Origin of the sequence: Jiangella asiatica (genome assembly GCF_004349065.1) — a bacterium.
Taxonomy (GTDB): Bacteria; Actinomycetota; Actinomycetes; order Jiangellales; family Jiangellaceae; genus Jiangella; species Jiangella asiatica.
Map to the genome: position 1 here is coordinate 383,648 of NZ_SMKZ01000001.1, position 23,403 is coordinate 407,050.

General features: G+C 72.7%; 21 protein-coding genes. 2 read left to right on the plus strand and 19 right to left on the minus strand.

Annotated features, from left to right (window positions below; translation table 11 throughout):
* Positions 1 to 43: 43 nt before the first annotated feature.
* The 15 genes from E1269_RS01630 to E1269_RS01695 form a co-directional block, all read right to left on the minus strand.
* Positions 44 to 3,379 carry a glycosyl hydrolase family 95 catalytic domain-containing protein gene (locus E1269_RS01630; protein WP_131890280.1) on the minus strand — a complete coding sequence of 1,112 codons (3,336 nt, stop codon included), beginning with the start codon at positions 3,377 to 3,379 and terminating at the stop codon, positions 44 to 46.
* Positions 3,380 to 3,447: 68 nt separating this feature from the next.
* Entirely contained in the window at positions 3,448 to 4,221 is a 774-nt protein-coding gene (locus E1269_RS01635) for an E3 binding domain-containing protein (protein ID WP_131890282.1), read from the minus strand.
* Positions 4,222 to 4,264: 43 nt separating this feature from the next.
* A complete protein-coding gene (locus tag E1269_RS01640; protein WP_162606173.1) occupies positions 4,265 to 5,293 on the minus strand; it encodes a LacI family DNA-binding transcriptional regulator in 1,029 nt (342 codons plus the stop codon).
* The gene (locus tag E1269_RS01645) at positions 5,290 to 6,363 is read right to left on the minus strand and encodes a Gfo/Idh/MocA family protein (RefSeq protein WP_131890286.1); all 1,074 of its coding nucleotides are present in this window, start codon (positions 6,361 to 6,363) and stop codon (positions 5,290 to 5,292) included. The genes E1269_RS01640 and E1269_RS01645 overlap by 4 nt, the downstream gene beginning before the upstream one ends.
* A complete protein-coding gene (locus E1269_RS01650; protein WP_131890287.1) occupies positions 6,363 to 7,211 on the minus strand; it encodes an amidohydrolase family protein in 849 nt (282 codons plus the stop codon). The genes E1269_RS01645 and E1269_RS01650 overlap by 1 nt, the downstream gene beginning before the upstream one ends.
* 52 nt (positions 7,212 to 7,263) lie before the next feature.
* Positions 7,264 to 7,740, minus strand: a complete 477-nt coding sequence (locus E1269_RS01655) for a VOC family protein (RefSeq protein WP_131890289.1) — start codon at positions 7,738 to 7,740, stop codon at positions 7,264 to 7,266.
* Positions 7,737 to 9,044: an ABC transporter permease gene (locus E1269_RS01660; RefSeq protein ID WP_131890291.1), complete on the minus strand. Its 1,308-nt coding sequence runs from the start codon at positions 9,042 to 9,044 to the stop codon at positions 7,737 to 7,739. The genes E1269_RS01655 and E1269_RS01660 overlap by 4 nt, the downstream gene beginning before the upstream one ends.
* A complete protein-coding gene (locus tag E1269_RS01665; protein ID WP_131890293.1) occupies positions 9,041 to 10,552 on the minus strand; it encodes a sugar ABC transporter ATP-binding protein in 1,512 nt (503 codons plus the stop codon). Before E1269_RS01665 ends, E1269_RS01660 begins: the two co-directional genes overlap by 4 nt.
* Positions 10,553 to 10,577: 25 nt before the next feature.
* Positions 10,578 to 11,573: a sugar ABC transporter substrate-binding protein gene (locus E1269_RS01670; RefSeq protein WP_131890295.1), complete on the minus strand. Its 996-nt coding sequence runs from the start codon at positions 11,571 to 11,573 to the stop codon at positions 10,578 to 10,580.
* A gap of 77 nt (positions 11,574 to 11,650) precedes the next feature.
* Positions 11,651 to 12,637, minus strand: coding sequence for an alpha-ketoacid dehydrogenase subunit beta (locus E1269_RS32685; protein WP_203432704.1), 987 nt, complete (start codon positions 12,635 to 12,637; stop codon positions 11,651 to 11,653).
* The gene (locus E1269_RS32690) at positions 12,630 to 13,595 is read right to left on the minus strand and encodes a thiamine pyrophosphate-dependent dehydrogenase E1 component subunit alpha (RefSeq protein ID WP_203432706.1); all 966 of its coding nucleotides are present in this window, start codon (positions 13,593 to 13,595) and stop codon (positions 12,630 to 12,632) included. The genes E1269_RS32685 and E1269_RS32690 overlap by 8 nt, the downstream gene beginning before the upstream one ends.
* A complete protein-coding gene (locus tag E1269_RS01680; protein ID WP_203432708.1) occupies positions 13,592 to 14,950 on the minus strand; it encodes a lyase family protein in 1,359 nt (452 codons plus the stop codon). Before E1269_RS01680 ends, E1269_RS32690 begins: the two co-directional genes overlap by 4 nt.
* On the minus strand, positions 14,950 to 15,726 hold the full coding sequence (locus E1269_RS01685) for an SDR family NAD(P)-dependent oxidoreductase (protein WP_131890297.1): 777 nt from the start codon (positions 15,724 to 15,726) through the stop codon (positions 14,950 to 14,952). The genes E1269_RS01680 and E1269_RS01685 overlap by 1 nt, the downstream gene beginning before the upstream one ends.
* Before the next feature lie 135 nt (positions 15,727 to 15,861).
* Positions 15,862 to 16,542 carry a GAF and ANTAR domain-containing protein gene (locus tag E1269_RS01690; protein WP_131890299.1) on the minus strand — a complete coding sequence of 227 codons (681 nt, stop codon included), beginning with the start codon at positions 16,540 to 16,542 and terminating at the stop codon, positions 15,862 to 15,864.
* A gap of 192 nt (positions 16,543 to 16,734) precedes the next feature.
* The gene (locus E1269_RS01695; RefSeq protein WP_131890301.1) at positions 16,735 to 16,986 is read right to left on the minus strand and encodes a hypothetical protein; all 252 of its coding nucleotides are present in this window, start codon (positions 16,984 to 16,986) and stop codon (positions 16,735 to 16,737) included.
* A 160-nt stretch (positions 16,987 to 17,146) separates the two neighbouring features.
* On the opposite strand from E1269_RS01695, the gene E1269_RS01700 reads away from it, so the two are divergent.
* A complete protein-coding gene (locus tag E1269_RS01700) occupies positions 17,147 to 17,521 on the plus strand; it encodes a DUF6766 family protein (RefSeq protein ID WP_131890303.1) in 375 nt (124 codons plus the stop codon).
* 26 nt (positions 17,522 to 17,547) lie between these two features.
* Here E1269_RS01700 and E1269_RS01705 read toward each other — a convergent pair whose 3' ends face one another.
* A complete protein-coding gene (locus E1269_RS01705; RefSeq protein ID WP_131890305.1) occupies positions 17,548 to 18,168 on the minus strand; it encodes a LysE family translocator in 621 nt (206 codons plus the stop codon).
* Positions 18,169 to 18,242: 74 nt separating this feature from the next.
* Between E1269_RS01705 and E1269_RS01710 the strand changes: the two genes are divergently transcribed.
* Positions 18,243 to 19,175, plus strand: a complete 933-nt coding sequence (locus tag E1269_RS01710; RefSeq protein WP_131890307.1) for a LysR family transcriptional regulator — start codon at positions 18,243 to 18,245, stop codon at positions 19,173 to 19,175.
* Positions 19,176 to 19,222: 47 nt separating this feature from the next.
* Here the strand turns inward: E1269_RS01710 and E1269_RS01715 are convergent, their stop codons facing one another.
* The 3 genes from E1269_RS01715 to hutU are packed head-to-tail and all read right to left on the minus strand — an operon-like array spanning position 19,223 to position 23,387.
* Positions 19,223 to 20,545, minus strand: coding sequence for a formimidoylglutamate deiminase (locus tag E1269_RS01715; protein WP_203432710.1), 1,323 nt, complete (start codon positions 20,543 to 20,545; stop codon positions 19,223 to 19,225).
* On the minus strand, positions 20,542 to 21,726 hold the full coding sequence (locus tag E1269_RS01720; protein ID WP_131890311.1) for an allantoate amidohydrolase: 1,185 nt from the start codon (positions 21,724 to 21,726) through the stop codon (positions 20,542 to 20,544). The genes E1269_RS01715 and E1269_RS01720 overlap by 4 nt, the downstream gene beginning before the upstream one ends.
* The gene (hutU, locus tag E1269_RS01725) at positions 21,726 to 23,387 is read right to left on the minus strand and encodes a urocanate hydratase (protein ID WP_131890313.1); all 1,662 of its coding nucleotides are present in this window, start codon (positions 23,385 to 23,387) and stop codon (positions 21,726 to 21,728) included. Before hutU ends, E1269_RS01720 begins: the two co-directional genes overlap by 1 nt.
* Positions 23,388 to 23,403: the final 16 nt, after the last annotated feature.

Genomic DNA, 23,403 nt, shown 5'->3' on the forward strand with positions numbered 1-23,403 from the left:
CTCAGCGACCGCGAGGGAAATGATCAGCGGGTGTGGCGTGGGACTACGGCGTCTCGTCGATGAACGTCACGTAGGGCGCCTCGCCTTCCCCGTCGATGCCAGAGTTCGGGCCGAGGGAGACCCGACCGGCTGGCAGCTGCTTCGTCCAGACCACGAGCGGCACGTTCTGCCGGTCGGCGGGGATGTTCCAGGCCGAGAGGTCACCGGAGAAGTCGTCGTCGAACAGGACGCTTCCGTCGGGCGCGCTGACGGTGAACTGGTCGAACTCACCGACCTCGCTGCCGGCTTGACGGATGCCGGCAGCGCCGGAGGCGAATGTGCTGTCGCGGCGATCGTCGACCAGCTCGCCGTTGATGAACGTGCGGATGCGATCCCCGGTCGCCTCGACCCGCAGGTCGTACTCGTTGCCGGCGCCCGGTTCGATCGGGTTCACCTGCCCGATGCGGGTGAGCCTGCCGTCGATCATCGTGTACATCTGCAGCTGTCCCAGGCCGCCGTCGCTGCCGAGGTCGCCGCCGATCTGCCAGACGTAGCCGTTGCGCGAGTCCGGTGCCCGGAACATGACGCCGGTGCCGACCTGCACCTGTTGCAGGGTCACCTCGAGGACCTGGTCGGACCAGTCGTTCTCGCCGTCGATCAAGGTCACCCCGGACCCGGACACGCGCATCCGGCCATCTGGTTCCAGCCCCACGCGCTGCAGGAAGTCGTGCGTGTCGATGGTCATGTCGGTTCGCGTGAACCCCTGCTCCTCCAGCCAGTCCGGCCACCAGGTCCCGTCGCCGCGCTGGTCGAGCGCGACGTACACGTCGGCCGGCTGGCTCAGGTCGAGGGTGAGGTAGTCGGCCGGTTCGGCGTTCTCGGCGTCGTCCGGAGCGCCGCGGACCATGGCCGTGCCCTCCAGGGCGTCCGGGAGGTCGGGCAGGGCGTTGCTGCTCTCCAGCAGGTGGTCGACGCCGTCCTCGGCGCGCACCAGCCGGTCGAGGTAGCTGGGCGCGACGACGTCGACGACGTCGCTGCGGATCTCCGGCGTGCTGGACTCCACACCCAGGGTCTGGCCGCCCAGGTGCCGCGCCTCGGCGGCCGGCTCGCCGCCGACCTCGTCGAACCGGAACGACCGCAGCGGGTCGCCGACCCGCTCGACCAGGTAGCTCGCACCGTCCTCGACGGCCAGCTCGATCTCGTCGGCGTTCGTCGGCCGGACGACCGAGTGGTCCGGGTCGGCACCGTCGACGACGCGGATGCGCTCGCCGGGCCACGGGTTGGCGATCCGCAGCGTCTCGTCGGAGCCGGCCTGGATGCCGACGTGGTTCGGCGCCCCGTCGCGGACCTGGGTGCTCACCACGTGCCCGCCGGGGATGACGACGGAGCCGTCGACGTCCCAGTCGTCCACCCACGACGGCGCGATGCGGACGACGCCCTCGTGCGCTTGCACCAGGGCCTCCTGGAGTGCTCCGGCGACGACCGCGCTCCACGAGCTGTAGTAGTTGTGAATCGAGGCGGGGTCGTCGTTCTTGCCGTGGCCGGTGAAACCGTTCGGGAACTTCTGCAGGTCGACCGTGCCCTCCACGAGCAGCCGTTCCATGTCGTCGGGCAGGCCGAGGCGGGCGGCCCAGCTCGGGCTCTCGTCCCACTCACGGGTCAGCGGGAACACCCGCTGCTCGAATGTGTCGCGCATCAGCTGCGAGTCGATGCCGAAGAGGTTCCACGGCATCAGCGGCTCGAGGTCGACGTTCTGCGTGTTCTTGGCCGGCTCGTCGGTGGCTGACCACGCCATCACCTCCACGCCGTTTCGCGTGGTGGTGGTGAACTCCGGCAGCTTCGGGATCGTCGCCAGCAGCTCGTCGGCCAGCTCGTCGTCGCCGCGGTCGGCGGCCAGTTCGGCCACGATCGGGAACAGCACCTTCATTGCCGCGACGTCCGGCGTCGGGTCGGTCGTGTCCCACTGGGTCTCCAGCGAGTTCACGTTGTGTAGGTGGACACGGCCGTCGTCGCCCTCTTCGAGCAGCGACAGGTAGAAGCGGACGACCTCGCGCATCAGCGGGTAGCCCTCGTCCAGCACGGCCTCGTCGCCGGTGTAGAGGTACTGCTTCCAGATGTTGTGCGCGACCTCGGGGCCGGTGGAGATGACCCGGTTGAGGAAGGCCGGCCCGACCTCGCCGTCGCACGCCCCGCCGGTGCCGTCGAAGCGCAACAGCTCCGGCACGCAGACGCCCTCGGTGTCCGGCCAGACCTGCCGGGTCCAGTCCAACATCTGCGGCAGCCGGTCGTTGTAGAGACTGAGGTAGGCGTCGTTGAACTCCGCGGTCCCGGCACCGAAGTTCGCGAACACCTGCTGGCGCAGGTTGAAGTGGAACCAGAAGGCCGGCGAGATCATCTGGTCCTCGAACGGGTACAGCATGTTCGCCGCGCCGGCCTGGCCCGTCGGCACGTCCGCGCGCTGTGTGGCGGCCGTGGTGTAGAGCTGCTGGACGCGCAGGTTCTCCATGTACTCCCCGACACCGTCATCGGAGCCGATCCGCATCGGCGCGGCGGTGGCCCAGAAGTCCGACCACCACGCCAAGTGGGTGGCCTCGACGTCGGCTTCCGCGCCGGCCAGCGCGTCGGCCGCCGCCGCGGCCACGTCGCCGCCGGTGTAGGCGGGAACGCCGGTCACCACTCGGAACGACCCGTCGGCCGCGGGCCGGAACGTCAGGCGTACCGTCTGCTCGTCGACGACCTCGGCGACCACGTCGCGCGCCACCGCGGTCACCGCGGCGACGGCACCGGTGGTGATGCCGGACTGCTCGTCGGTGAACGTCTCGGCCAGCGCGGCGACGCCGCCCTCGGCGTACGTCGCCGGGGCGCGGTCCTCCCACAGGCGAAGCTCGACGGTCTGGGGCTGGTCCGGGTCCGCGCCGGTCACCTCGACCACCAGCTGATCGGCTTCGGCACGGACGTAGCTGAGCGCGGTCAGGCCGGCGCCGGACTGCCGCAGCTGGGCGTCGTACATGTCCAGCCGGCCGGCGTAGTCATCGGCGGCGGAGAGGTCGAACAGACCCGGGATCACCAGCTGGCCGGCCGACTTCAGCTCCGGGAACGTGTCGTTCCGGTTGAGCTGGGCGGTGAAGCCGTGCTCTGCCCACACCGCCGCGCCGAGGTGGCCGTTGCCCAGCGGCATGCTCTCGTAGTCACGCCAGGGCGCCTGTTCGAGGATGAGGTCGGAGCGGGAGATCAGGCCCTCGGTGTCCACCTGCAGGGCGCCGTCGCGCCAGGCGGTGGAGTCGCCCTCCGATTTCTCCGCCGCGGCGCCCATCGAGCTCACCGGGACTGGCGCCACGAGCAACGACATCCCCGCGACCAGTGCCGCGGTGAGTGCCGTCCTGAGTAGACGTCTGTGCATCATCGCCTCCAGACAATCGATTGAGTAATGCGTCGTGCCGGTGCTGCTTTCGGCTGGTGCGAGTGGGACTACGGGTGGGACGGGTGGATGCCGGCGGTTCCGGGTTCGGTTTCGAGTGCCCGGGCCGCCGCGCGCAGGAGCGGGATCACCACCCCGCGCGGCAGCCGGCTGGGCTCGCTCGCCGCGGCCAGCTGGACGATCTGACGCGCTGCCAGCGCCAGGCCTCCGCCGGAGGTGTCCGGCACGACCTGGAGCCGCGGCGCGCCGACGCCGATCAGCAGTGCGGGCGCCGGCTCGACGACGGGGAGCTCGACCAGCAGCCTGTCCTCGGCGGCGTCGTGGACGGTCAGCCCCGCGCCGGTGCCGGGCACCGGGTCGGCCCGCGCCGCCGCCAGGGCCCGGGTCAGCCCTGCCACCGACAGCTCGGTGGCGCCCGGTACCGCGGCCGCGGTCAGCGCGCCGTCGGCGCCGGGAACCGTCACGCTCAGGTCGGTCACCGACGCATGAGCCTCGCTCGCCGCCAGCAGCACCGCGACGGCCACCCGGGCGAGCAGCTCGTCCGGGCCGGTGCCCCGCGCGAGCAGTCCGGTCACGTCGGCCTCGACGACGGCGAGCGAGCGCGCGGCCGCAGCCGGCGACACCGACGGCGCCACAGGGGACACGGACGGCCGTGAATCGGCGAGATCTCGCAACCGGATGCGCCCGCTCACGCCGGTGCCGCGCACGGCCCGCAGGTCGATGCCCAGCTCTCCGGCGCGGCGGAGCACCGCCGGGGTGGGCGGCACCGGGGCGACCGGGTCGAGGTCGGTGCGGTACAGCACCCCGGGCGGTCGTCGGCTCACGGTGTCTCCTGCCGGTGGGTGGGCCGGTGGGGCGGCACGCGGGTCATCGGGCCAGTGGTGGTGCGGTGGATTCCCGTGGCACCACCTCCATCGGGCCGGTGACGACCTCGCGGACGGTCTCGTCCGGCCCGACCTGGGCCAGCAGCTCGACTCCGCGCTGGCCGAGCTCGCGCAGCGGCATCCGCACCGTGGTGAGCGCCGGCCAGAGGTGCTCGGCCAGTGGGAGGTCGTGGACGGCGACCACCGACATCAGGTCCGGCGCCGCCACGCCGCGTGAGCGCAGCGCGTGCAGCGCGCCGATGGCCGAGGCGAGGTTGGCCACGAAGACCGCGGTCGGCCGTTCGCCGGCATCGAGGATCTGGATCATCGCGCGGTATCCGCCGTGGGCCGTGTAGTCGCTGCGGTTTGTCCAGCCCGGCCGGACCACCAGCCCGTGCGTTCGCATCGAGGCGCGGTAGCCGCGCTCGCGCCGCTGTGCGGTGTCGGCGCGGCTCGGTCCGGCCAGGTGCGCGATCTCGGTGTGGCCGAGGCTGACGAGATGCTCGACGGCGAGGGCGGCGGCCCGCTCGTCGTCGAGCACCACGTGCCGGGCCTCGCCGCGCATCGTGCGGTTGACCAGCAGCCAGGGAAGGCCGTCGGCGGTCAGCCCGTCGAGGGTGGCCTTCGACGTCAGCTCGCCGGCCAGCAGCAGGCCGTCAACGCGGCCCTGCCCGAGCAGGTCGAGGTAGGAGTCCAGCTCCGACGCAGCGCCGGCGCTGCCGGTGAGCAGGACGCAGTCGCGTTCGGCGGCGGCCGCCTCGGCGCCCTTGATGATCTCCGCGTACACCGGGTTGGCGTAGTCCGGGATCAGCAGGCCGATCGTGCCGGTGCGCTGGGTGCGCAGCGTGCGGGCGGCGACGTTGGGCCGGTAGCCGAGCTCGCGGACTGCGTCGAGGACGCGGCGGCGGGTCTCCTCCCTGATGAGCAGGCGGGGATCGCCGCTGAGCACGCGCGAGATGACCGAGCGGTCGACCCGGGCGCGGGCGGCGACGTCGGCCAGTGTGACGCGGCGTCCGCCGGTGCCGGTGCTCACGGTGCCTGCACCTGACCGGTGTCGGCGCTGCGGTACAGGGCGTGGATCAGCCGCAGCGTGCCGAGGTTGTCGCGGGCCGAGGTCGGCGCCTCCGCACCCGTGGCCACCTCCGCCAGCAGCGCGCGCATCGGCCCGGCCACGGCGTCGGGCAGCCAGCGGGACGTGACCGGATAGGTCAGCCAGCCGTCGGTGGGCAGCGTGCGGCTGCTGACCTCGACGGTGCCGGGGCGGCCGCGCGGGTAGTCGTACAGCAGCCCGATGGTGCCGCGGACGGCGCCCTCGGACCCGTCGATGCGGAACTGGGCCACGGCGTCGCCGGCGCGGTTCTCGTGGTTGACGAACACCATCGCGTGCGCGCCGGACGGGAACGTCAAGGTGCTGACGGTGCGCGTCTCGCCGGCCGGGCCCTGGCCGGGGGTGCCGCCGGTCGCCGCGTACACCGTCGCCGGGTCGCCGAGGACCGAGCGGACGGAGTCGAAATAGTGGATGGAGTGGTACCAGAAGTCCAGCCGCGGGCTGCGGTAGAGCCACGGCCAGCCGGAGAAGTCGGTGGCGATGTCGACGGTGATCGTCATGGAGGTTGGCTCGCCGATCCAGCCCTGCCGCACCATCTCCCGTGCCGCCGCGACGCCCTCCTCGTAGCGCATCTGCTGGTTGACGGTGACGGCCCGGCCGCGGTCGGCGGCGAGCGCGACCAGGTCCTCGGCCACGGACAGCTCCAGGGCGAACGGCTTCTGGCACAGCAGGTGCTTGCCGGCCTCCAACGCCCGCCGCGCGATGTCCGGCTGGGCGGCCGGCGCGACGGCGATGTCGACGACCGGCACGTCGTCGGCGAGCAACTCGTCCAGCGAACCGTAGAGCCGCTCGACGCCGTGCCGCTCGGCTACCGCCGCGGCCTTGGCGCCGTCGAGGTCGAAGATGCCCCGGACCTCGAGCCCGGCGGCGGCGTAGGCGGGCAGATGGGCGACGTCGACGATCGAGCCGGCGCCCACGACGGAGATCGGCAGGCGGTGGCCGGCAGGGACGGACAGGTCGCAGGCGGCCGCGATCGGACGCAGGACGTCGAGCATCACGCCACCTCCGGCAGCCGGTAGAAGTCTGCCGCCGTGCCGCCGAGCACCCGCCGCCGGTCGTCGTCGGACAGCGGCTCCAGCAGTTCCAGCGTCGCCCGCCACACCGGCTGGTAGCCGCCGGCCAGGACGCTGACCGGCCAGTCGCCGCCGTACATCAGGCGACCGGCGCCGAACACGTCGACGGCGTGCTCGACGTAGGGCGCGAGGTCGGCGGCGCTCCAGGTGGACCAGTCGGCGGCGGTGTTCAGGCCCGACACCTTGGCGTGGACGTTGGGGTGCTCTGCGGCGCGGCGCAGCAGCCTCGCCCACGGTTCCCACTCCCGCGTGCTGATCGGCGGCTTGGCCAGGTGGTCGATGACCAGCCGCAGCCCGGGATGGCGCGCGGCGAGCGTGGGGACGTGCTCGAGGTGCCGGGGGAGCACGGCCACCACGTCGAAGCTGAGGTCGTACTCGACCAGCAGCCCGAGGTTGTCCAGCACGGCGTCCTGCAGCAGCCAGTCCGGATCGGGCTCGTCGTGGATGAGGTGGCGGATGCCGACGAACCGCGGGTCGGGCGCGAACCGGTCCAGGACGGCCCGCGCGGCGCCGGCGTCGGTCAGGTCGGCCCAGCCGACGACGCCGGCCACCTCGGGGTGCCGGTCGGCCTGCGCGATCATCGCCTCGGTGTCCTCGACGGAGTTCGCGGCCTGTACCAGGACGGTGACGTCGACACCGGCGGCGGTCAGCTCGGGCTCGAGGTCCGCCCAGCCGAACGTGCGGTAGATCGGGCCCTGGTCGGGGGTGAGCCACGGGTAGGCGACCGCCTCGAGGTCCCAGAAGTGCTGATGTGCGTCGACGACTCGCATGGGCTGATCGACCTCCTGGCCAGAGTGTAGGGATGGCGGGGACACCGGGGCGTCACGGCGGCGGCTGGACCAGCTCCAGGGTGATGTCGTCGGGATCGAGGAAGTAGCAGGCCTTGCCGCCCCGGTTCACGCCCGCGGTGATGGCGTTCGGCGACGACAAGAAGCGCACCCCGGCTCCTGCCAGCCGGGTGTGCACGGCATCGGCGTCGGCGACGGCGAAGGCCAGGTGCGCCGCGCCGGCCCGTCCGCGCTCGGGGTCCAGCCGCGGCCGGGCCGGCTGGAGATACTGCACCAGCTCCAGGTCGTGTGACGACACGGTGCCCGCCGTGGGGCCGGCGCGCAGCTGCGCAACCCGCAGCCGGGCGTCCGGGTAGCCCACCAGCGAGCGTGTGTAGGGGTTGTCCTGGTCCTGGACGTGGACCAGGGTCATCCCGAGCAGGTCGCGGTAGAACGCCACGGAGGCGTCCACGTCGGTCACGGTGAAGCTGAAGTGCCAGATCCCGGTCACGGTGTCGGCGGGTCCGCTCATGGGGTGGCCTGCCGCCGGTCCGGCGCCGTAGGCGAGTCCGCCCCAGCTGGCCGGTCGGGTGCTGGGCCGCCGCCTCCGCCGTCGTCGTCGTCAGGTGCGGCGACCGCCGGCCGGCTGCGCTGTCCACGACGTTCGGCCAGCACGTAGATCGTGGCGGCGCCGATGATCACGACACCCTTGATGAGGTCCTGGTAGTTGGCGCCCAGGTTCAGCACGCCGAAGCCGTTGATCAGCGTGAACAGGATCAGCGCGCCGACGACGGACTTGAGCACGTTGCCCGCGCCGCCGAACAGCGACGTGCCGCCGAGGATGGCCGCGGCCAGCACCGTCAGCTCCAGGCCGGTCATCGCCTGCGGGTTGATGGCGGAGAACCGGGAGACGTAGAGGATGCCGACGAGCGCGGCGAACAGGCCGTTGAGCACGAACGGTGTGATCTTGTAGCGGGCCACGTCGATACCGGACAGCCGGGCGGCCTCGGTGTTGCCGCCGACGGCGTACAGGCGCCGGCCGACGGCGGTGAACCGCAGCACCAGCCACGCGACCACGGCGACCGCGACGAAGATGTAGACCTGCTTGGTGAGCTCCCACCGGGTCGGCAGGAACAGCAGGGCGACCGCCACGACCACGACGCCGGCGCCCACCATCCACGGACCGTAGCCGCTGGTCACCAACCCCTTGCGTTCGCGCATCAGCGAACGAACGCCCAGCGCCAGGAACACGGCGCCGGCGATGGCGATCCACACCTTGGCGTTGAGCGGCAGGACCCCCGTGAACGCGTCGCCGAGCCCGTCGTGGTCGGTCTGGATGCTCTGCCCGTCGGTGAGGATGAACAGCAGGCCGCGGACGCCGGTCATCGTCCCGAGCGTCACGATGAACGCGTTCACGCCCACCAGCTGCACCAGCACGCCGTTGAGCAGACCCATTGCGGCGCCGGTGCCCAGCCCCGCCAGCACCGCCACGGCCACCCCGCTGCCGGTGTTGAGCACGGTCAGCGTGACCCCGGCACCGAGCGCCGCGGTCGCTCCGACTGACAGGTCGAAGTTGCCGCTGATGAGGCAGATGGTCATGATGACCGCGAGGATGCCCACCTGGACCGTCTGGTCGAGGATGTTCGCGGTGTTCACCGGAGACAGGTAGAACGGCCGGCCGGTGAGCTCCGCCGCCATCGTGAACGTCATCAGGATCAGCGCGAACGCGTACACGACGCCGGCCCGGTGCAGCCGGAACGGTTCGGCCCGCTGACGCAGGGACGGCGCCGGCCGCGCGCGCACCGCGCCGGCCGGTCGTGGCATGGTGGTCGTCATCGTCGACTCGCTCCAGTCACGGTCGTCAGGCCGCTGGCCAGCGCCAGCAGCTCCGGTTCGTCGGTCTCTCCGGTCAGGCGCTCGGCGACGACCCGCCCCGCGCGCATGACCACGATCCGGTGGGCGACCGCCAGCAGCTCCTCGAAGCCCGAGGAGACGATCACCACCGCCTTGCCCGCCGCTGCGAAGCCGCGCACGAGCTGGAGGATGTCCGCTTTCGCGCCGACGTCCACGCCGACCGTCGGCTCGTCCAGCAGGAAGACGTCGCCGTCGCCGAACAGCCACTTGCCGAAGACGACCTTCTGCGCGTTCCCGCCGGACAGCGCGCCGACGGGGGTCTCGGCGGACGGGGTGCGGATGCCGAGGTCGGCGATGGCCCGCTCCGCGCGGTCCAGCTCGGCGGCGTGGTCCGGGACGCCGCGCCGCGACAGGGCGCCCAGCCCCGGCAGCGACACGTTGCGCCAGATCTCCCACGCCGGGACCAAACCCTGCCGGGCGCGGTCCTCCGGCACCAGGGCGATGCCCGCCCGGACCCGGGAACGCACCCGGTTGCGCACGGGCTCCCCGCGCACGGCCACCGTGCCCGAGCACCGCGGGTCGGCGCCGAACAGCGCCTCGAGCAGCTCCGAGCGGCCCGAGCCGAGCATCCCCGCTACGCCGACGATCTCGCCCGCCCGGACGGTGAGGTCGACGCCGGCCAGCCGGCCGGGGGACGCCAGGTCGCGCGCCTCCAGCAGCACCGGGGCACCTGACGGTAGCGGATCGGCGCGGTGCTCCTCGATCTCGTGCAGGCGCCGGCCGACCATGGCGTCCACCAGCGCCGCCTCGTCGAGGCTCGCGGTGGGCGCGGACGTCACGACCCGCCCGTCGCGCAGCACGGTGACCGCGTCGGTGAGCTCCAACACCTGGTCGAGGAAGTGCGAGCAGAACACGAACGAGACCCCGTCGGCACGCAGCCGGCGCACTGCGGCGAACAGCACGTCGACCTCGGCGTGCGCCATGGACGCCGTCGGCTCGTCCATGCACACCAGCGTCGCGCCGCCGGCCAGCGCCTGGGCGACGGCGACCATCTGCCGCTCGCCGAGTGGCAGCTCGCCGACGATGCGGTCCGGGTCGGCGCGGTAGCCCAGCCGCTCGCACAGCTCCTCGTAGCGCTGCAGCAGCGGCGCGGTGCGGAACACCCCGGACAGCTCACCGATGTAGACGTTCTCGAGCACCGTCAACGTCGGCACCAGCGGGATGTGCTGGTGGATCGTCGACACGCCGGCCGCGCGGGAGTCGCCCGGGGCGCTCCACGTGACGTCCGCCCCTCGCCAGCGGATCCGCCCGGCGGTCGGCGGGATCGCCCCGGCGATGATTTTGAACAGGGTGGACTTGCCGGCGCCGTTCGCCCCGACCAGGCCGTGGATCGAGCCCTCCTCGACGGCGAGGCTCACCTGCCGCAGCGCCTCGGTCCCGTTGGGGAACCGCTTCGAGACACCGCGGGCCTCGAGCAGCACCTCGCTCACCTCGTCACCGCGCGCCGCGCCCCGGTCACCACTGCGGCTCACAGTCGTCGACGTTCTCCGCGGTGATCACGGGCGTGTCGTAGAACACCAGCTCGCCGGTGCCGTAGGAGTCGTCGTCGATCGCCTTCTTGAGCTCCTCCATGGCTCGGGCGCCGCCGTCGTACGGCTTGTAGCAGACGGTGCCGTCCATGCCGCCGGCGGCAATCGAGTCGATGCCGAGCTGAGCGCCGCCGACCCCCCACACGATGGCGCTGGAGCCCACCGCGTCGACCGCTTCCTGGCAGCCGACCGCCATGTCGTCGGAGATGGCGTAGAACCCGACGATGCCGGGGTTGGCGTTGAGCATCGACGCGCACGCCGCCTGGCCCTGGTCGGCCACCCAGCCGCCGGGCTGCTCGGCGACGATCTCGAACGTGCCCTCGGTGACGGCGCGGAACTGCTCCACCCGCAGTGTGTTCTCGGCGTAGCCGGGGGCGCCCAGGACGAGGCCGATCGGGCCGCCGTCGGGGAGCTGCTCCATCATCGCCTGGCCGACCATCTCGCCGACGCCGGTCTCGTTCTCGATGACCAGCGCGCTCAGCGACGGGTAGACGTCGTCGATGGCGCGGTCGGCGCCGATGATGCTGTGGTAGCTCACGACCTTGATGCCCGCGTCGGTCATCTGGTCGACGAACTCGCCGGCCTCGGCGGCGTTTGCCGGGATGATGATCACGCCGTCGGGCTGCTGGGCGATGATGGTCTGGACGTTGGCGGCCTCGGTCTGCACCTCGCTCTTGCCGTCGAGGTTCGCGATCACCTCGCAGCCCAGCTCCTCGGCCTTGTCGACGATGCCGGCGGCGCCGGCGTTGGGGTACGGGAAGGCCGTGCCGGAGCCGTTGTCGATCGCGATCCGGCAGCTGCCGGAGTCCTCCGAGCCCTCGGCGCTCGTCTCGGTGCTGGTGTCCTCGGTCGCGCAGGCGGTCAGGGACACGGCCAGCGCGCCGATCAGGGCGGCGGCCCTCACTCCGTTGTGGTGCCTCATCACAGTCCTCTCAGTCGATCCGTGGGTGTCCGGCGCGCGTGCGTGGGACGGATTGATCAATCGTTTGAGGGCGGCGTTCAGCCGGCGGCGACGAGCTGCCGCACGGCGGCGGCGATCTGGTCGGCGCCAGGCACGACGGCGGCCGCGAGGCCGGGGGCGGCGGGCAGCCGCAGGTCCGGCACGGCGACCCGCCGCGGCGGTGCCGCGAGCGCGATGCCGGCCTCGGCCACCCGGGCAAGCACCTCTGCGCCGAACCCGCCGGTGCGGTTGGCCTCGTGCGCGACGACGAGCCGACCGGTCCGGGCGACCGACGCCAGCACCTCGTCCCACGGGAACGGGTCCAGCCACGGCGTCTCGAGCACCTCGACGTCGTGGCCCTCCTGGGCCAGTGTCTCCGCGGCGGCCACGGTCTGCAGCGACAGCGCGCCCCAGGTCACGACGGTCGCGGTGGTACCGGTACGGCGGGTGCGCAGGCCGCCGATCGGGGCGACCGGCCCGCCGAGGCTCACCTCCTGCTTGGCACCGTGGTAGAGCGTGCGGTTCTCGATCACGACGACGGGGTCGTCGCACCCGATGGCCGACAACAGCAGGTCGTACGCGTCCTGGGCGGTGACCGGCATGCACACCCTGATGCCGGGCGTGTGCAGGAAGAACGCCTCGAGGCTCTGCGAGTGCTGTGCGCACGAGCCCGGTGCGGTGCCCTGCTGGGTGCGGATGGTCAGCGGCGCGGTGAGCCGCCCCTCCGACACGTAGCGGACGTTCGCCGCCTGGTTGACGACCTGGTCCAGGGCGACCAGGAAGAAGTCGGTCCACATGATCTCGACCACCGGGCGCCGGCCGAACATGGCGGCACCGACGGCGGAGCCGAGGATGGCCGACTCGCTGATGGGGGTGTCGAACACCCGGTCGCCGAACTGCTTGCGCAGGCCCTTGCTGACCCCGAAGACCCCGCCGGGCACGCCGACGTCCTCGCCGTAGAGCAGGACCTCGGGCCGTTCCTCGAGGGCGCGGCGCAGCGCGGCGTTGGCCGCCTCGCCGTAGGACAGCTTGCGGGTCTCAGGCATGGACGTGCCTCCTGACGGCTTCGGCGTCGGCCAGCGGGGCGGCCGCGGCCTCCCGCGCCGCCGCCTCGATCTCATGAGCGGCGTCGTCGTGCGCCGCGGCGATGTCGGACTCGGGGACGGCCGCCGCGCGCAGTGCCGCCTGCAGCCTGGTGACCGGCTCGTTCTCGGCCAGCCGTTCCAGCTCGCCCGGCTGCCGGTACTGCTCGGCGTCGCCGATGTAGTGGCCGACCAGGCGGGCCGTCATGAGCTCGAGCAGGACCGGGCCGCCGCCCTCCCTGGCGCTCTGGACCGCGTCGCCGACGCGGTCGCGCACGACGGCCGGATCGTTGCCGTCGATGCGTTCGCCGAGCATGCCGTAGGCCCGGGCCCGGTCGGCGAGCACGTCGTTGCGCACCATGTCCCGGATCGGGGTCAGCTCGGAGTACTCGTTGTTCTCGCAGACGAACACCACCGGCAGGTCGAACGCGGCCGCGAAGTTCATCGACTCGTGGACCGCGCCCTGGTTCATCGCGCCGTCGCCGAAGACGCACAGCGCGACCCGCCCGGTACCGTCGAACCGCCCGGCCAGCGCCGCGCCGAGCGCCAGCGGCGCCCCGGCGCCGACGATCGAGTTCTCGCCGTGGAAGCCGTACTCGGGCGCGGTGAAGTGCGCCGATCCGCCGCGCCCGCCGTTGACGCCGGTGGCGCGGCCGAGCAGCTCCGCCAGAATCGCCGCGGCCGGCACGCCGCGGGCCAGCGCCCAGCCGTGCCCGCGGTACGTCGCGAACAGTGCGTCGGCCGGCTCCAGCACCGAGCAGGCGCCGACCGGGCCGGCCTCCTGCCCGATGCACAGGTGCACCGAGCCGACGATGTCGCCGCCCAGCCGGAGATCGCGGACCTTCTCCTCCAGCAGCCGGATGCGCCACACGTCGCGCAGGTCGCGCAGCATGGCTCCGGTGCCGGTCTCCGATTCCGTCATCGCTCCTTCACCTCTCGCTGGACGGACCATGCCTCCAGGGCGCGGTCGCAGCTGGTTTCCGCCTCGCCGACGTAGTCGCCGGGGGCGATCGGCTCGGGCAGCAGCGCGGCGACCTCGGCGGTCCGGACGGCCTCGTCGAGGGTCGTGCCCTCGGCGCGGGCCCGGGCGGCCGCCGCGTAGACGGTGTCGTGCGCGCGTTCCCGCCCCAGGTGCGGCGCCAGCCGCATCATGTACGCCTCGGACAGCACCGACCCTCCCTCGGCGCCCATGTTCGACGCCATGGCCGCGGCGTCGACCTGCAGGCCTCGTGCCGTGTCGGCGGCCAGCGCCAGCGCGGCGGCCGTGCTGCACGCCAGGTCCGGGACGATCATCCACTCGGCCTGCCACTCGCCGGTGGCCCGTTCGTGGCCCGCCTCCAGCGCCCGGTACAGCCCGGGCAGCAGGGTGGTCGCGTGCACGCTGAACCCGAGCATCGCCTCCGACGAGATCGGGTTGCGCTTCTGCGGCATCGTCGACGACGCTCCCCGGTGGTGGCCGTCGACCTCGCGCACCTCGGCGATCTCGGTGCGCGACAGGTCGACGATCTCGCGCCCGAACCGGCCGGCCGTCCCCGCCGCCGCCGCGCACGCCGCACCGAACTCGACCAGGCGGTCGCGCGCCACGTGCCACGGCACGTCGTCCGCGGCCAGCCCGAGCTCGGCCGCCATCGCCCGCCGGACGGCCGCCGCGGTCGACCCCAGCGCGGCAGACGTGCCGCCGGCACCGTACAGCGACACGACACCGACCGCTGCCGCCGCCGTCCGCAGACGGGCGAGGTCGCGGGACACCTGGCCGAGGTAGGTCGCGATCTTGGCGCCGAAGGTGGTCGGGACCGCCTGCTGTGCGTGCGTCCGGGCCGCCATCACGGTGCTGCGATGCCGGCCGGCCAAGGCGGCGAGGGCGTCACCGAACTCGCGGAGCAGCTCGTCGAGTCGCCGGCCCGCCGCGACCAGCTGCAGGACGAGGCCGGTGTCCATGATGTCCTGCGTGGTCGCTCCCCAGTGCACCCGCGGCGGCCTGGCGCCGTCGACCGGCTCGGCCAGCTGCCGCACCAGCGGCAGGACCGGATAGCCGACGTTGCGCGATTCCTCCCACAGGGTGGGCAGGTCGACGGGCTGCTCGGCGAGCCGGCTCTTCAGCGCCTGGACGTCATGGTCGTCGACGACGCCGACGCTCGCCTGCGCTTGGCACAAGGCCAGCTCGGCTCGCAGCCACCCGTCGACGGTGGCCTCCTCGCTGAACACGCGCGTCATCGGCTCGTCCGCGTACAAGGCGGTGAGCAGGCGGAACGGTCCCGGGATCGCACCGTTGGCCATCAGTGCATCTCCAATCCGCCGTCGACGTTGACCGCCTGGCCCGTCACGTAGGAGGCGAGGTCGCTGACCAGGAAGAGGACGACGGCGGCGAGCTCGTCGGGGCGACCCTCCCGGCGCAACGGCGCGGCGGCCGTCACCTCACGCAGGTAGGCCTCGCCGGCGCCGGGACCGAACGCCTTGCCGCGGTCGGCGATGATGCCGTCCCACATCGGCGTGTGGAAGACGCCGGGGCACACGGCGTTGACGCGGACCGCCGGCCCGTAGGCCAGGGCGGCGGACTTGGTCATGGACAGCAGGGCGGCCTTGCTGGCGGCGTAGTGGACCGCGTTCGGCCGGCCGGATCGGCCCGCGACCGAGGCAAGGGTGACGACGGCGCCGCCGTGCTCGGCCATCGCGTTCGCCGCGGCCTGGGTGACCAGGAACGTCGCCGTGAGGTTGACGTCCATGATGCGCCGCCACGACTCCTCGCTCACTTGGGCCATCGGTGTCGTCTCCATGATCCCGGCGCAGTTGACCAGGATGTCCAGGCCACCGAGGACGCCGGTCGCCTCGTGTACCGCCCGCGCCGGCTCGCCGGCACCGGTGAGGTCGGCCTCGATACCGACCGCGGCGTCGCCCAGTTCCTCGACCGCCGCCTTCACCGGCTCGCCCGGTAGGTCGCACACGGCGACGCGCGCACCGGCGGCGGCGAGCAACCGGGAGCAGGCCAGGCCGAGACCGCCGGCGCCTCCGGTGATCAGTGCCCGTCGCCCCCGGAGGTCGACAGCAACGCTCACGGGGCCTCCTAGTCAAACGATTGACTGACGGTACCAGGGGCCCTTTGGGCGGGCAAGGGGAAGATTTCGGACGGGTTCGGGCAAGATGTCCGCCCACTCCCGACGCGGCCGTACGGCTGGCCCGCGCCGGCACGGTCAGTCGCCGGGCAGCTGCCGGGTGTCGATGACCTGCTGCGCGACGTTGCGGAGCTTGACGTTCTTGTGCTGCGAGTAGCGCCGGAGGAGCGCGAACGCGCGATCCGCGTCGAGGTCGAAGCGCTCCATGAGCATGCCCTGTGCCTGCCCGATCAACTGCCGGGTGCCGATCGCCTGACGCAGCCCGTGTTGTTCGCGCGCGGCCGCCAGCGCCACGGACGCGTGCCGACCGAAGATGTCGGCGACCTCCAGGTCGTCCTCGTCGAAGAAGCCGGGCGTGGCGGAGTAGAGGTCCAGTGCGCCGTGGATGTCGCGCAAGGTCGAGAGCCGGACGCCGATGACGCTGCGCAGGCCGAGCTCGGTGACGCCGCGCGCCCAGGCCGGCCATCGTTTCTCCAGCGTGGTGTCGGTGACGACGAACGACTCGTTGTTCTGGAGGGCTTCGAGGCACGGCCCTTCGCGGAGCTCGGTCTGCAGACGGTCGGACGTGGCCACTTTCGGGCCGGTGATGGCGACGGTCTCGATCCGGCCGCCACCGTGCAGGAACAACACACCGGCCTCGTCGCAGCCGGTCGTGTCGCGGGCGTACTCGATCAGCCGGTCGAGGGTCTGCTCCACGTCGGGTTCGTCGTGCAGCTCCAGCGCCAACTGGGCGAGATCGCTTCGGTCCATGTGGTCCATGTGCCGCACCTCCAATGGCCGGCGACACGGGGAGTCGACGGTTCGAACACACCAGTATCGCCCGTGGACCGCGGGTGGCCGCCCGGCCCGACCCGACGATCGTGCGGCGGCACGCAATGAATCCGGCCGATTCCGCGCACGTGGACGGCGTTCACGACGAGCCCGACGCCGACCAGCTCGGCCGGCCCGGCGTCAGAACACCGGGTGAGCGGCGTTGTCGCTGACGGCGCGGACCCCCTCCTCCTGCGCGCAGTGTGCACAGCAGAAGACGCGGTCGCCGGCCTGGATCCCGTGGCCGATCACCTTGCAGCCACAGTGCGCGCACTCGGGCGCACAGCGGTGGACGGCGCACTCGAAGCTGTCGAACACGTACTCGTGACCGTCGGCGGTACGCAGCGTGAAAGTGCGCTCGTACTCGTTGCCGCAGACATCGCATCGGTTCATGTCGCTCTCCTCGATCTGGAGCTGTGTGGCCCGACAGTGAGGCCGTACCCGTGTCGGCGCGTGGTACCCACCAGGCGCTGGGCATGGGGACGTGCTCACCGTTTCGGCGCTGCCACACCGGGTAGTGCGTTGGCGACGAACGATCTCGAAGGAGGCCGGAATGCGGCATTTTCGCCGGTGGGGAGCCGTCTACATCTTGATCCTGCTGTTCCTCGGATCATGGATGGGGCACTTCTTCACGCAGCTGGCCGAGTTCCGGAGCGAGCAGCAGGACCACGATCAGCCATTCGTGTGGTCCGACTACCTGGCGTCGTTCTTCGCCTCGACGTTCGAGAACTGGCAGAGCGAGTGGCTGCAGCTGATCTTCCAGGCTGTGCTGCTGCTCGCGGCGAAGCACCTGCTGTTCCAGGCCGACGCCGAGGATCTCGAACGGATCGAGCGGAAGATCGACAACATCCACGAACGGGTGGGCGCCGGCGCGGTCGGGCCCGAGCAGGGCGATGAAGCCGCCATCGAACCCGAACCGAAGACGTGACGACGGTCGTCGACCGACTGCCTGCCTCAATGGCTGGCGACCGCCAGCCGGCCGGCGACGGTGAGCAGGAGCACGCCGGTGACCTGCTCGATCCGGGCCTTGACCGGCGGCCGGCGCAGCCACCTACCGAGGCGGTCGACGGCTGCGACGTACAGGCCGAACCAGGCCAGGTAGAGCAGCGCGAAGATCGCCGACAGCAGCAGGGCCTCGCCTCGCGGCGACCCGCCGCCGGCGGACAGGAACTGCGGCAGGAAGGTGACGAAGAACAGCGCCACCTTGGGGTTGAGCGCGTTCGACAGGAAGCCCTGCCGCAGGTAGGCCCACTGGCGCCGGGATATCACGACCGGCTCCCGTGCCTCCGGCTCGTGCCGGGACCGGGCCGCCGAGCGGAGCATCCGCACCGCGAGCCAGAGCAAGTACACCGCGCCGGCGATCCTGAGAACCAGGAACGCGGTGGACGAGGCGAGCAGCAGCGCCGACAGCCCGAGCGCCGCGGCACTCGCGTGCGCGGTGACTCCGAGCACTCCGCCGAGCATCGTCAGCAGCCCGCCGCGCCTCCCACCGACCAGGGCGTTCCGGGTGATCAGGGCCTGGTCGGGCCCGGGGATCATGATCAGCACCAGCGCTGCTATCGCGAATGTCGTCATGACACGAGCCTGCCGCCGAACGAGCAATAGGTCCAATGTCGATATTCGCGGTGACCCATGCATAAACTCTATGAATGGTGAGTCTCGTCCAGCTCCGGGTGCTCGACGCGGTGCGCCGGCACGGGTCCGTCACCGCGGCCGCCAGGGAGTTGCACTACACCCAGCCGTCCCTCAGCCACCACCTGGCCAGGCTCGAGGCGCAGACCGGTGCCCGGCTGCTCCAGCGGGTCGGGCGCGGTATCCGGCTGACCGAGGCCGGCCGCCTGTTGGCCGACCGCGCGGCGGAGATCATCGGCAGGGTCGACTCGGCGACGACGGAGCTGTCCGCGCTGGTGGGGCTGGAGTCGGGGCGGGTGCGGCTGGCCGCCTTCGGCTCCGTCATGAGCTCGCTGGTCCCACCGGCGGCCGCGCTGCTCTCCCGACGGCACCCCGGTCTCGACCTCGGCCTGACCGACACCCACCCCGAGGACGCGCTGCGCCTGCTGCGGGCCGGCCACATCGACGTCGCCGTGGTCTTCCGGTACGACGAGACGGCACCGGAGGAGGACGGCGTCCGCCTGACGCACCTGCTCGACGACCCGTTGTTCCTGCTCACGACCGATGGGGGCACCACAATGGCCGAGCACGCGGACTCTGCGTGGGTCGGCGGCTGCGAGCGGTGCCGCAGTCACCTCGTCGAGCAGTGCCAGCGGGCCGGCTTCACCCCGCGACTGGCCTACACCACCGACGACATGGTGGTCATGCAGAGCCTCGTCGCCGCCGGGATGGGCGTCACCACCATCCCGGGCCTGGCGCTGCGGGCCCACCGCCACTCGGGCGTCGTCGCGACGAAACTCCCGGGTCCGCCCCGCCGGATCTACGCGGCCACCTACGGCGACCCGCCCGACCCGCCGCCGACCGCGGCCCTGCTCGCCGCCCTTGCCCGAGCCGCCACTGCCCTCGACACCGACGAAGAGGGCAGCGGAGTCGCCAGACGTTCACCGCGGTCGGAACCGGGGCCCGGGTGAGGGGTCGTTCGTGACCAGTTCGGCGATTTTCGTCACCAGGGTCGTCGTCATGCGAACTCCCACAGCGGGTCGATGGCCTCGGCGAACAGGCCGGCGACATCGCCCCGTTCGTGTCGGCCGTCGCGGACGATGGTCCGCCCACCGGCGACGACGGTGTGGACGTCGGCCGCGCCGGCGGTGAGGGCGATCTGGGCCGGGTCGGTGCCGGCGGTACGGACGGTGTCGGTACGGACGGCGACGAGGTCGGCGGCGGCACCCACGGCGATGCGGCCGTTGCCGGGCCAGCCGAGGGCGGTGTGCCCGCGGTGGGTGAGCGCGGCGACGAGCTCGGCGGGCGTGAAGCTGCCGCGCCGGCCGGTGCCGAGCCGCTCGTGCATCTCCAGCAGCCGCGCCTCGGCGAGCAGGTCGACGACGGCGTGCTGGTCGCTGCCCAGGCACAGCGGCGACCCGGCGGAGGCGAGCGCGCGGGCCGGCGACAGTCCGTCGGCGAGGTCCTGCTCGGTGGTCGGGCAGGCGCAGACGGCGCTTCGGGCGGCGCCCAGCAGTGCGATGTCGCCGTCGTCGACGTGGTTGGCGTGCACCGCCGTGGTCCGGTCGGTGAGGGCGCCGTGGTCGGCTAGTAGCCGGGCGGGGGTGCGCCCGTAGGCGGCGAGGGTGGCCTCGTTCTCGGCGACCTGTTCGGAGAGGTGGACGTGCAACGGTGCACCGCGCCGTGCCGCCCATTCGGCGACGACGGCGACGGCGTCGGGTGGCACCGCGCGGACGGAGTGGATCGCGGCGCCGACCCTGGTCATGGGATCATCGCGCAGGTCGCTCGCCCGCTCGGCCCAGCGCACGGCGGTGCCGTCGCCGAACCGCAGCTGCGCCCCGCCCAGCGGCTGTCCGATCCCGCCGGTCAGGTAGCAGGTGTCCAGCAGGGTGAGCCGGACCCCGGCGTCCGCGGCGGCCTGCCGCAGCGCGGCGGCCATGGCGTTCGGGTCGGCGTACGGAGCGCCGCCGGGGCCGTGGTGCAGGTAGTGGAACTCGCCGACGACGGTGACGCCGGCCAGCGCCATCTCGGCGTAAACGGCCAGTGCCAGGCGGTGGTAGCTGTCCGGGGTGAGCCGTTCGGCCAGCGCGTACATGCTGGTGCGCCAGGTCCAGAACGAGCCGCGACCGGTGTGGGTGCGCCCGCGCAGCGCACGGTGGAAGGCGTGAGAGTGGGCGTTGGCGAAGCCGGGCAGCACGATGCCGGGGAGCCGCTCGTCGCCGGTGGCCGGGTCGGTGCCGGGCACCACCGCGACGATGACCCCGTCGTCGACCTCGATGCGCACCTGCGCCGCCGGGACGTCGCCGACCCAGGCCAGCTCGGCCCAGAACGTGTCGCTCACCGGGTGAGCTCGGTGAGTACGGCCGCCAGTGCGTCGACGCCGGCCAGGCAGTCGTCGCTGTCCGCGTGCTCGGCGGGGGAGTGGGAGACACCGGTGGGGTTGCGGACGAACAGCATCGTGGTCGGGATGCCCGCGGCGCTGAGGATGCCGGCGTCGTGGCCGGCGCCGGTGGCCAGCAGCGGTGCGTCCTCGAGCCGGGTGGACAGCCGGTGCGCGAGGCGCGGGTCGAACCGCGTCGCGGGCGTCCACGACTCGCTCTGCGGCCCGTAGGGTGCCAGGTCGGCGAGCACCGAGCGTACGGCGTCTTCGTCGGCGCCGCGGCAGTCCAGCCATGCGCGGACCTGCGACGCGATGGCGTTGACGCCGTTCGGGTCGACCTCGATCCTGCCGACGGTGGCCAGCACACCGTGCCGCTCGGCGGCCTCGCGCGCGCCGGTGATCAGGCCGGCCAGGTCCAGCATGGGGTCGACCCGGTCGGGCAGCGGTGTCGTGCCGGCGTGGTTGGCCTCGCCGGTGAGGGTGACCCGCCACCGGCCGTGCGGCCAGATGGAGGTGGCCACCCCGACCGGTCGGCCCAGGTCGACCAGGCCGCGGCCCTGCTCGACGTGCAGCTCCACGAACGTGCCCACGCGTCGCAGCGTGTCGCGGTCCGGGCCGAGGTCGCGCGGGTCGCGGCCATGCCGGCGCAGCGCCTCGGCGAGGCTGACCCCGTCGCGGTCGGTGAGCGCCAGGGCACGGTCGGCGTCCAGCGCCCCGGTGATGACCCGCGACCCGGCGCAGGCCACGCCGAACCGGGCGCCCTCCTCGTCGGCGAAGCAGGCCACCCCGATCGGCCGTGCCGGGGTGTGGTCCTGTCCGCGCAGGATGTCGAGTGCCGCGAACGCCGACACCACCCCGAGCGGCCCGTCGAACGCGCCGCCGCTCGGCACCGAGTCGAGGTGGCTGCCGGCCACCACCCCCGGGTCGCCGGCGGCCACAGCGGCGTCCGGGTCGCCCCACCACGCCCACAGGTTGCCCGCGCGGTCCAGCGTGGTGTCCAAGTCCCGGCGCCGCGCCTCGGCGACGAACCACTCCCGCAGCTGCGCGTCCGGCCCGGTCCAGGCGAACCGGCGGTACCCGCCACGCCGATCACGGCCGATCGGCTCCAGGTCGGCCCACATGGCCTCGAAACCGTGGTCCATCAGGCCTCGCCTTCGCGCATCGGGACGCGGACGCCGCGGCGCTCGGCCACGTCGGCGGCGTGGTCGTAGCCGGCGTCGACGTGGCGGATGACACCCATGCCGGGGTCGTTGGACAGCACCCGAGCGATCTTCTCGGCGGCCAGCGGTGTGCCGTCGGCGACGGTGACCTGGCCGGCGTGGATGGAGCGGCCCATGCCGACGCCGCCGCCGTGGTGGATGGACACCCAGGTCGCGCCGGATGCGGTGTTGACCAGCGCGTTCAGCAGCGGCCAGTCGGCGATGGCGTCCGAGCCGTCGGCCATGGCCTCGGTCTCGCGGTAGGGCGAGGCGACGGAGCCGGCGTCGAGGTGGTCCCGGCCGATGACGACCGGAGCGGACAGCTCGCCTGCGGCGACCAGTTCGTTGAACCGCAGGCCCGCCCGGTCGCGCTCGCCGTAGCCGAGCCAGCAGATGCGCGCCGGCAACCCTTGGAAGCGCACCTTCTCGCCGGCCATCCGGATCCAGCGGGCCAGCGGCTCGTTGTCGGGGAACAGCTCGAGGATGGCGCGGTCGGTGGCGGCGATGTCGGCGGGGTCGCCGGACAGTGCCGCCCACCGGAACGGCCCCTTGCCCTCGCAGAACAGGGGCCGGATGTAGGCGGGCACGAACCCAGGAAAGGCGAAGGCGCGATCGAACCCGGCCAGCTGCGCCTCACCCCGGATCGAGTTGCCGTAGTCGAACACCTCGGCGCCGGCGTCGAGGAAGCCGACCATCGCCTCGACGTGCGCGGCCATGGACTCGCGGGCGCGCTGGGTGAAGCCGGCCGGGTCCTTGGACCGCTCGGCGGCCCAGTCCTCGAACGCCACCCCGGCGGGAAGGTAGGCCAGGGGGTCGTGCGCGGAGGTCTGGTCGGTGACGACGTCGACGGCGGCGCCGCGACGCAGCAGGTCCGGTACGATCCGCGCGGCGTTGCCCAGGACACCGATGGACAGCGGGCGGCGGCTCGCGCGGGCGTCGTCGGCCAGCCGGAGCGCGTCGTCGACGGTCGCGGCCTGCACGTCGAGGTAGCCGTGTTCGATGCGACGGGTGATGCGCGACGGGTCGCACTCCACGACGATGGCGACGCCGCCGTTCATCGTGACCGCCAGCGGCTGCGCACCGCCCATGCCGCCCAGCCCCGCGGTCAGCGTGACCGTGCCGGCCAGGGAGCCGCCGAAGCGCTTGGCCGCCACCGCCGCGAACGTCTCGTACGTGCCCTGCAGGATGCCCTGGGTGCCGATGTAGATCCACGACCCCGCGGTCATCTGCCCGTACATCGTCAGCCCGAGCGCCTCGAGGCGGCGGAACTCCTCCCACGTGGCCCAGTCGCCGACCAGGTTGGAGTTGGCGATCAGCACCCGCGGCGCCCACTCGTGCGTCCGCATCACCCCGACCGGCCGGCCCGACTGCACCAGCATGGTCTCGTCGTCGGCCAGCGTGGTGAGCGTACGCACCAGAGCGTCGAAGGACGGCCAGTCGCGCGCGGCCCTACCGGTGCCGCCGTAGACCACGAGCTCGTCGGGGTGCTCGGCCACCTCGGGGTCGAGGTTGTTCTGCAGCATGCGCAGGGCGGCCTCCTGCGGCCAGGTCTTCGCGGTCAGCTGCGTACCGCGCGCGGCGCGGACAGGTCGGGCACCTTCCATGGTCTCCTCCTGAACG

Excerpts from the sequence above, each read along its gene's own strand:
- E1269_RS01655 (WP_131890289.1), bottom strand. The coding sequence starts at position 7,740 with ATGAGCGGACCCGCCGACACCGTGACCGGGATCTGGCACTTCAGCTTC.
- E1269_RS01645 (WP_131890286.1), bottom strand. The coding sequence starts at position 6,363 with ATGCTCGACGTCCTGCGTCCGATCGCGGCCGCCTGCGACCTGTCCGTC.
- E1269_RS01670 (WP_131890295.1), bottom strand. The coding sequence starts at position 11,573 with ATGAGGCACCACAACGGAGTGAGGGCCGCCGCCCTGATCGGCGCGCTG.
- E1269_RS01700 (WP_131890303.1), top strand. The coding sequence starts at position 17,147 with ATGCGGCATTTTCGCCGGTGGGGAGCCGTCTACATCTTGATCCTGCTG.
- E1269_RS01705 (WP_131890305.1), bottom strand. The coding sequence starts at position 18,168 with ATGACGACATTCGCGATAGCAGCGCTGGTGCTGATCATGATCCCCGGG.
- E1269_RS01695 (WP_131890301.1), bottom strand. The coding sequence starts at position 16,986 with ATGAACCGATGCGATGTCTGCGGCAACGAGTACGAGCGCACTTTCACG.
- E1269_RS01680 (WP_203432708.1), bottom strand. The coding sequence starts at position 14,950 with ATGGCCAACGGTGCGATCCCGGGACCGTTCCGCCTGCTCACCGCCTTG.
- E1269_RS01630 (WP_131890280.1), bottom strand. The coding sequence starts at position 3,379 with ATGCACAGACGTCTACTCAGGACGGCACTCACCGCGGCACTGGTCGCG.
- E1269_RS01690 (WP_131890299.1), bottom strand. The coding sequence starts at position 16,542 with ATGGACCACATGGACCGAAGCGATCTCGCCCAGTTGGCGCTGGAGCTG.
- E1269_RS01710 (WP_131890307.1), top strand. The coding sequence starts at position 18,243 with ATGGTGAGTCTCGTCCAGCTCCGGGTGCTCGACGCGGTGCGCCGGCAC.
- E1269_RS01650 (WP_131890287.1), bottom strand. The coding sequence starts at position 7,211 with ATGCGAGTCGTCGACGCACATCAGCACTTCTGGGACCTCGAGGCGGTC.
- E1269_RS01660 (WP_131890291.1), bottom strand. The coding sequence starts at position 9,044 with ATGACGACCACCATGCCACGACCGGCCGGCGCGGTGCGCGCGCGGCCG.
- E1269_RS32690 (WP_203432706.1), bottom strand. The coding sequence starts at position 13,595 with ATGACGGAATCGGAGACCGGCACCGGAGCCATGCTGCGCGACCTGCGC.
- hutU (WP_131890313.1), bottom strand. The coding sequence starts at position 23,387 with ATGGAAGGTGCCCGACCTGTCCGCGCCGCGCGCGGTACGCAGCTGACC.
- E1269_RS32685 (WP_203432704.1), bottom strand. The coding sequence starts at position 12,637 with ATGCCTGAGACCCGCAAGCTGTCCTACGGCGAGGCGGCCAACGCCGCG.
- E1269_RS01720 (WP_131890311.1), bottom strand. The coding sequence starts at position 21,726 with ATGGACCACGGTTTCGAGGCCATGTGGGCCGACCTGGAGCCGATCGGC.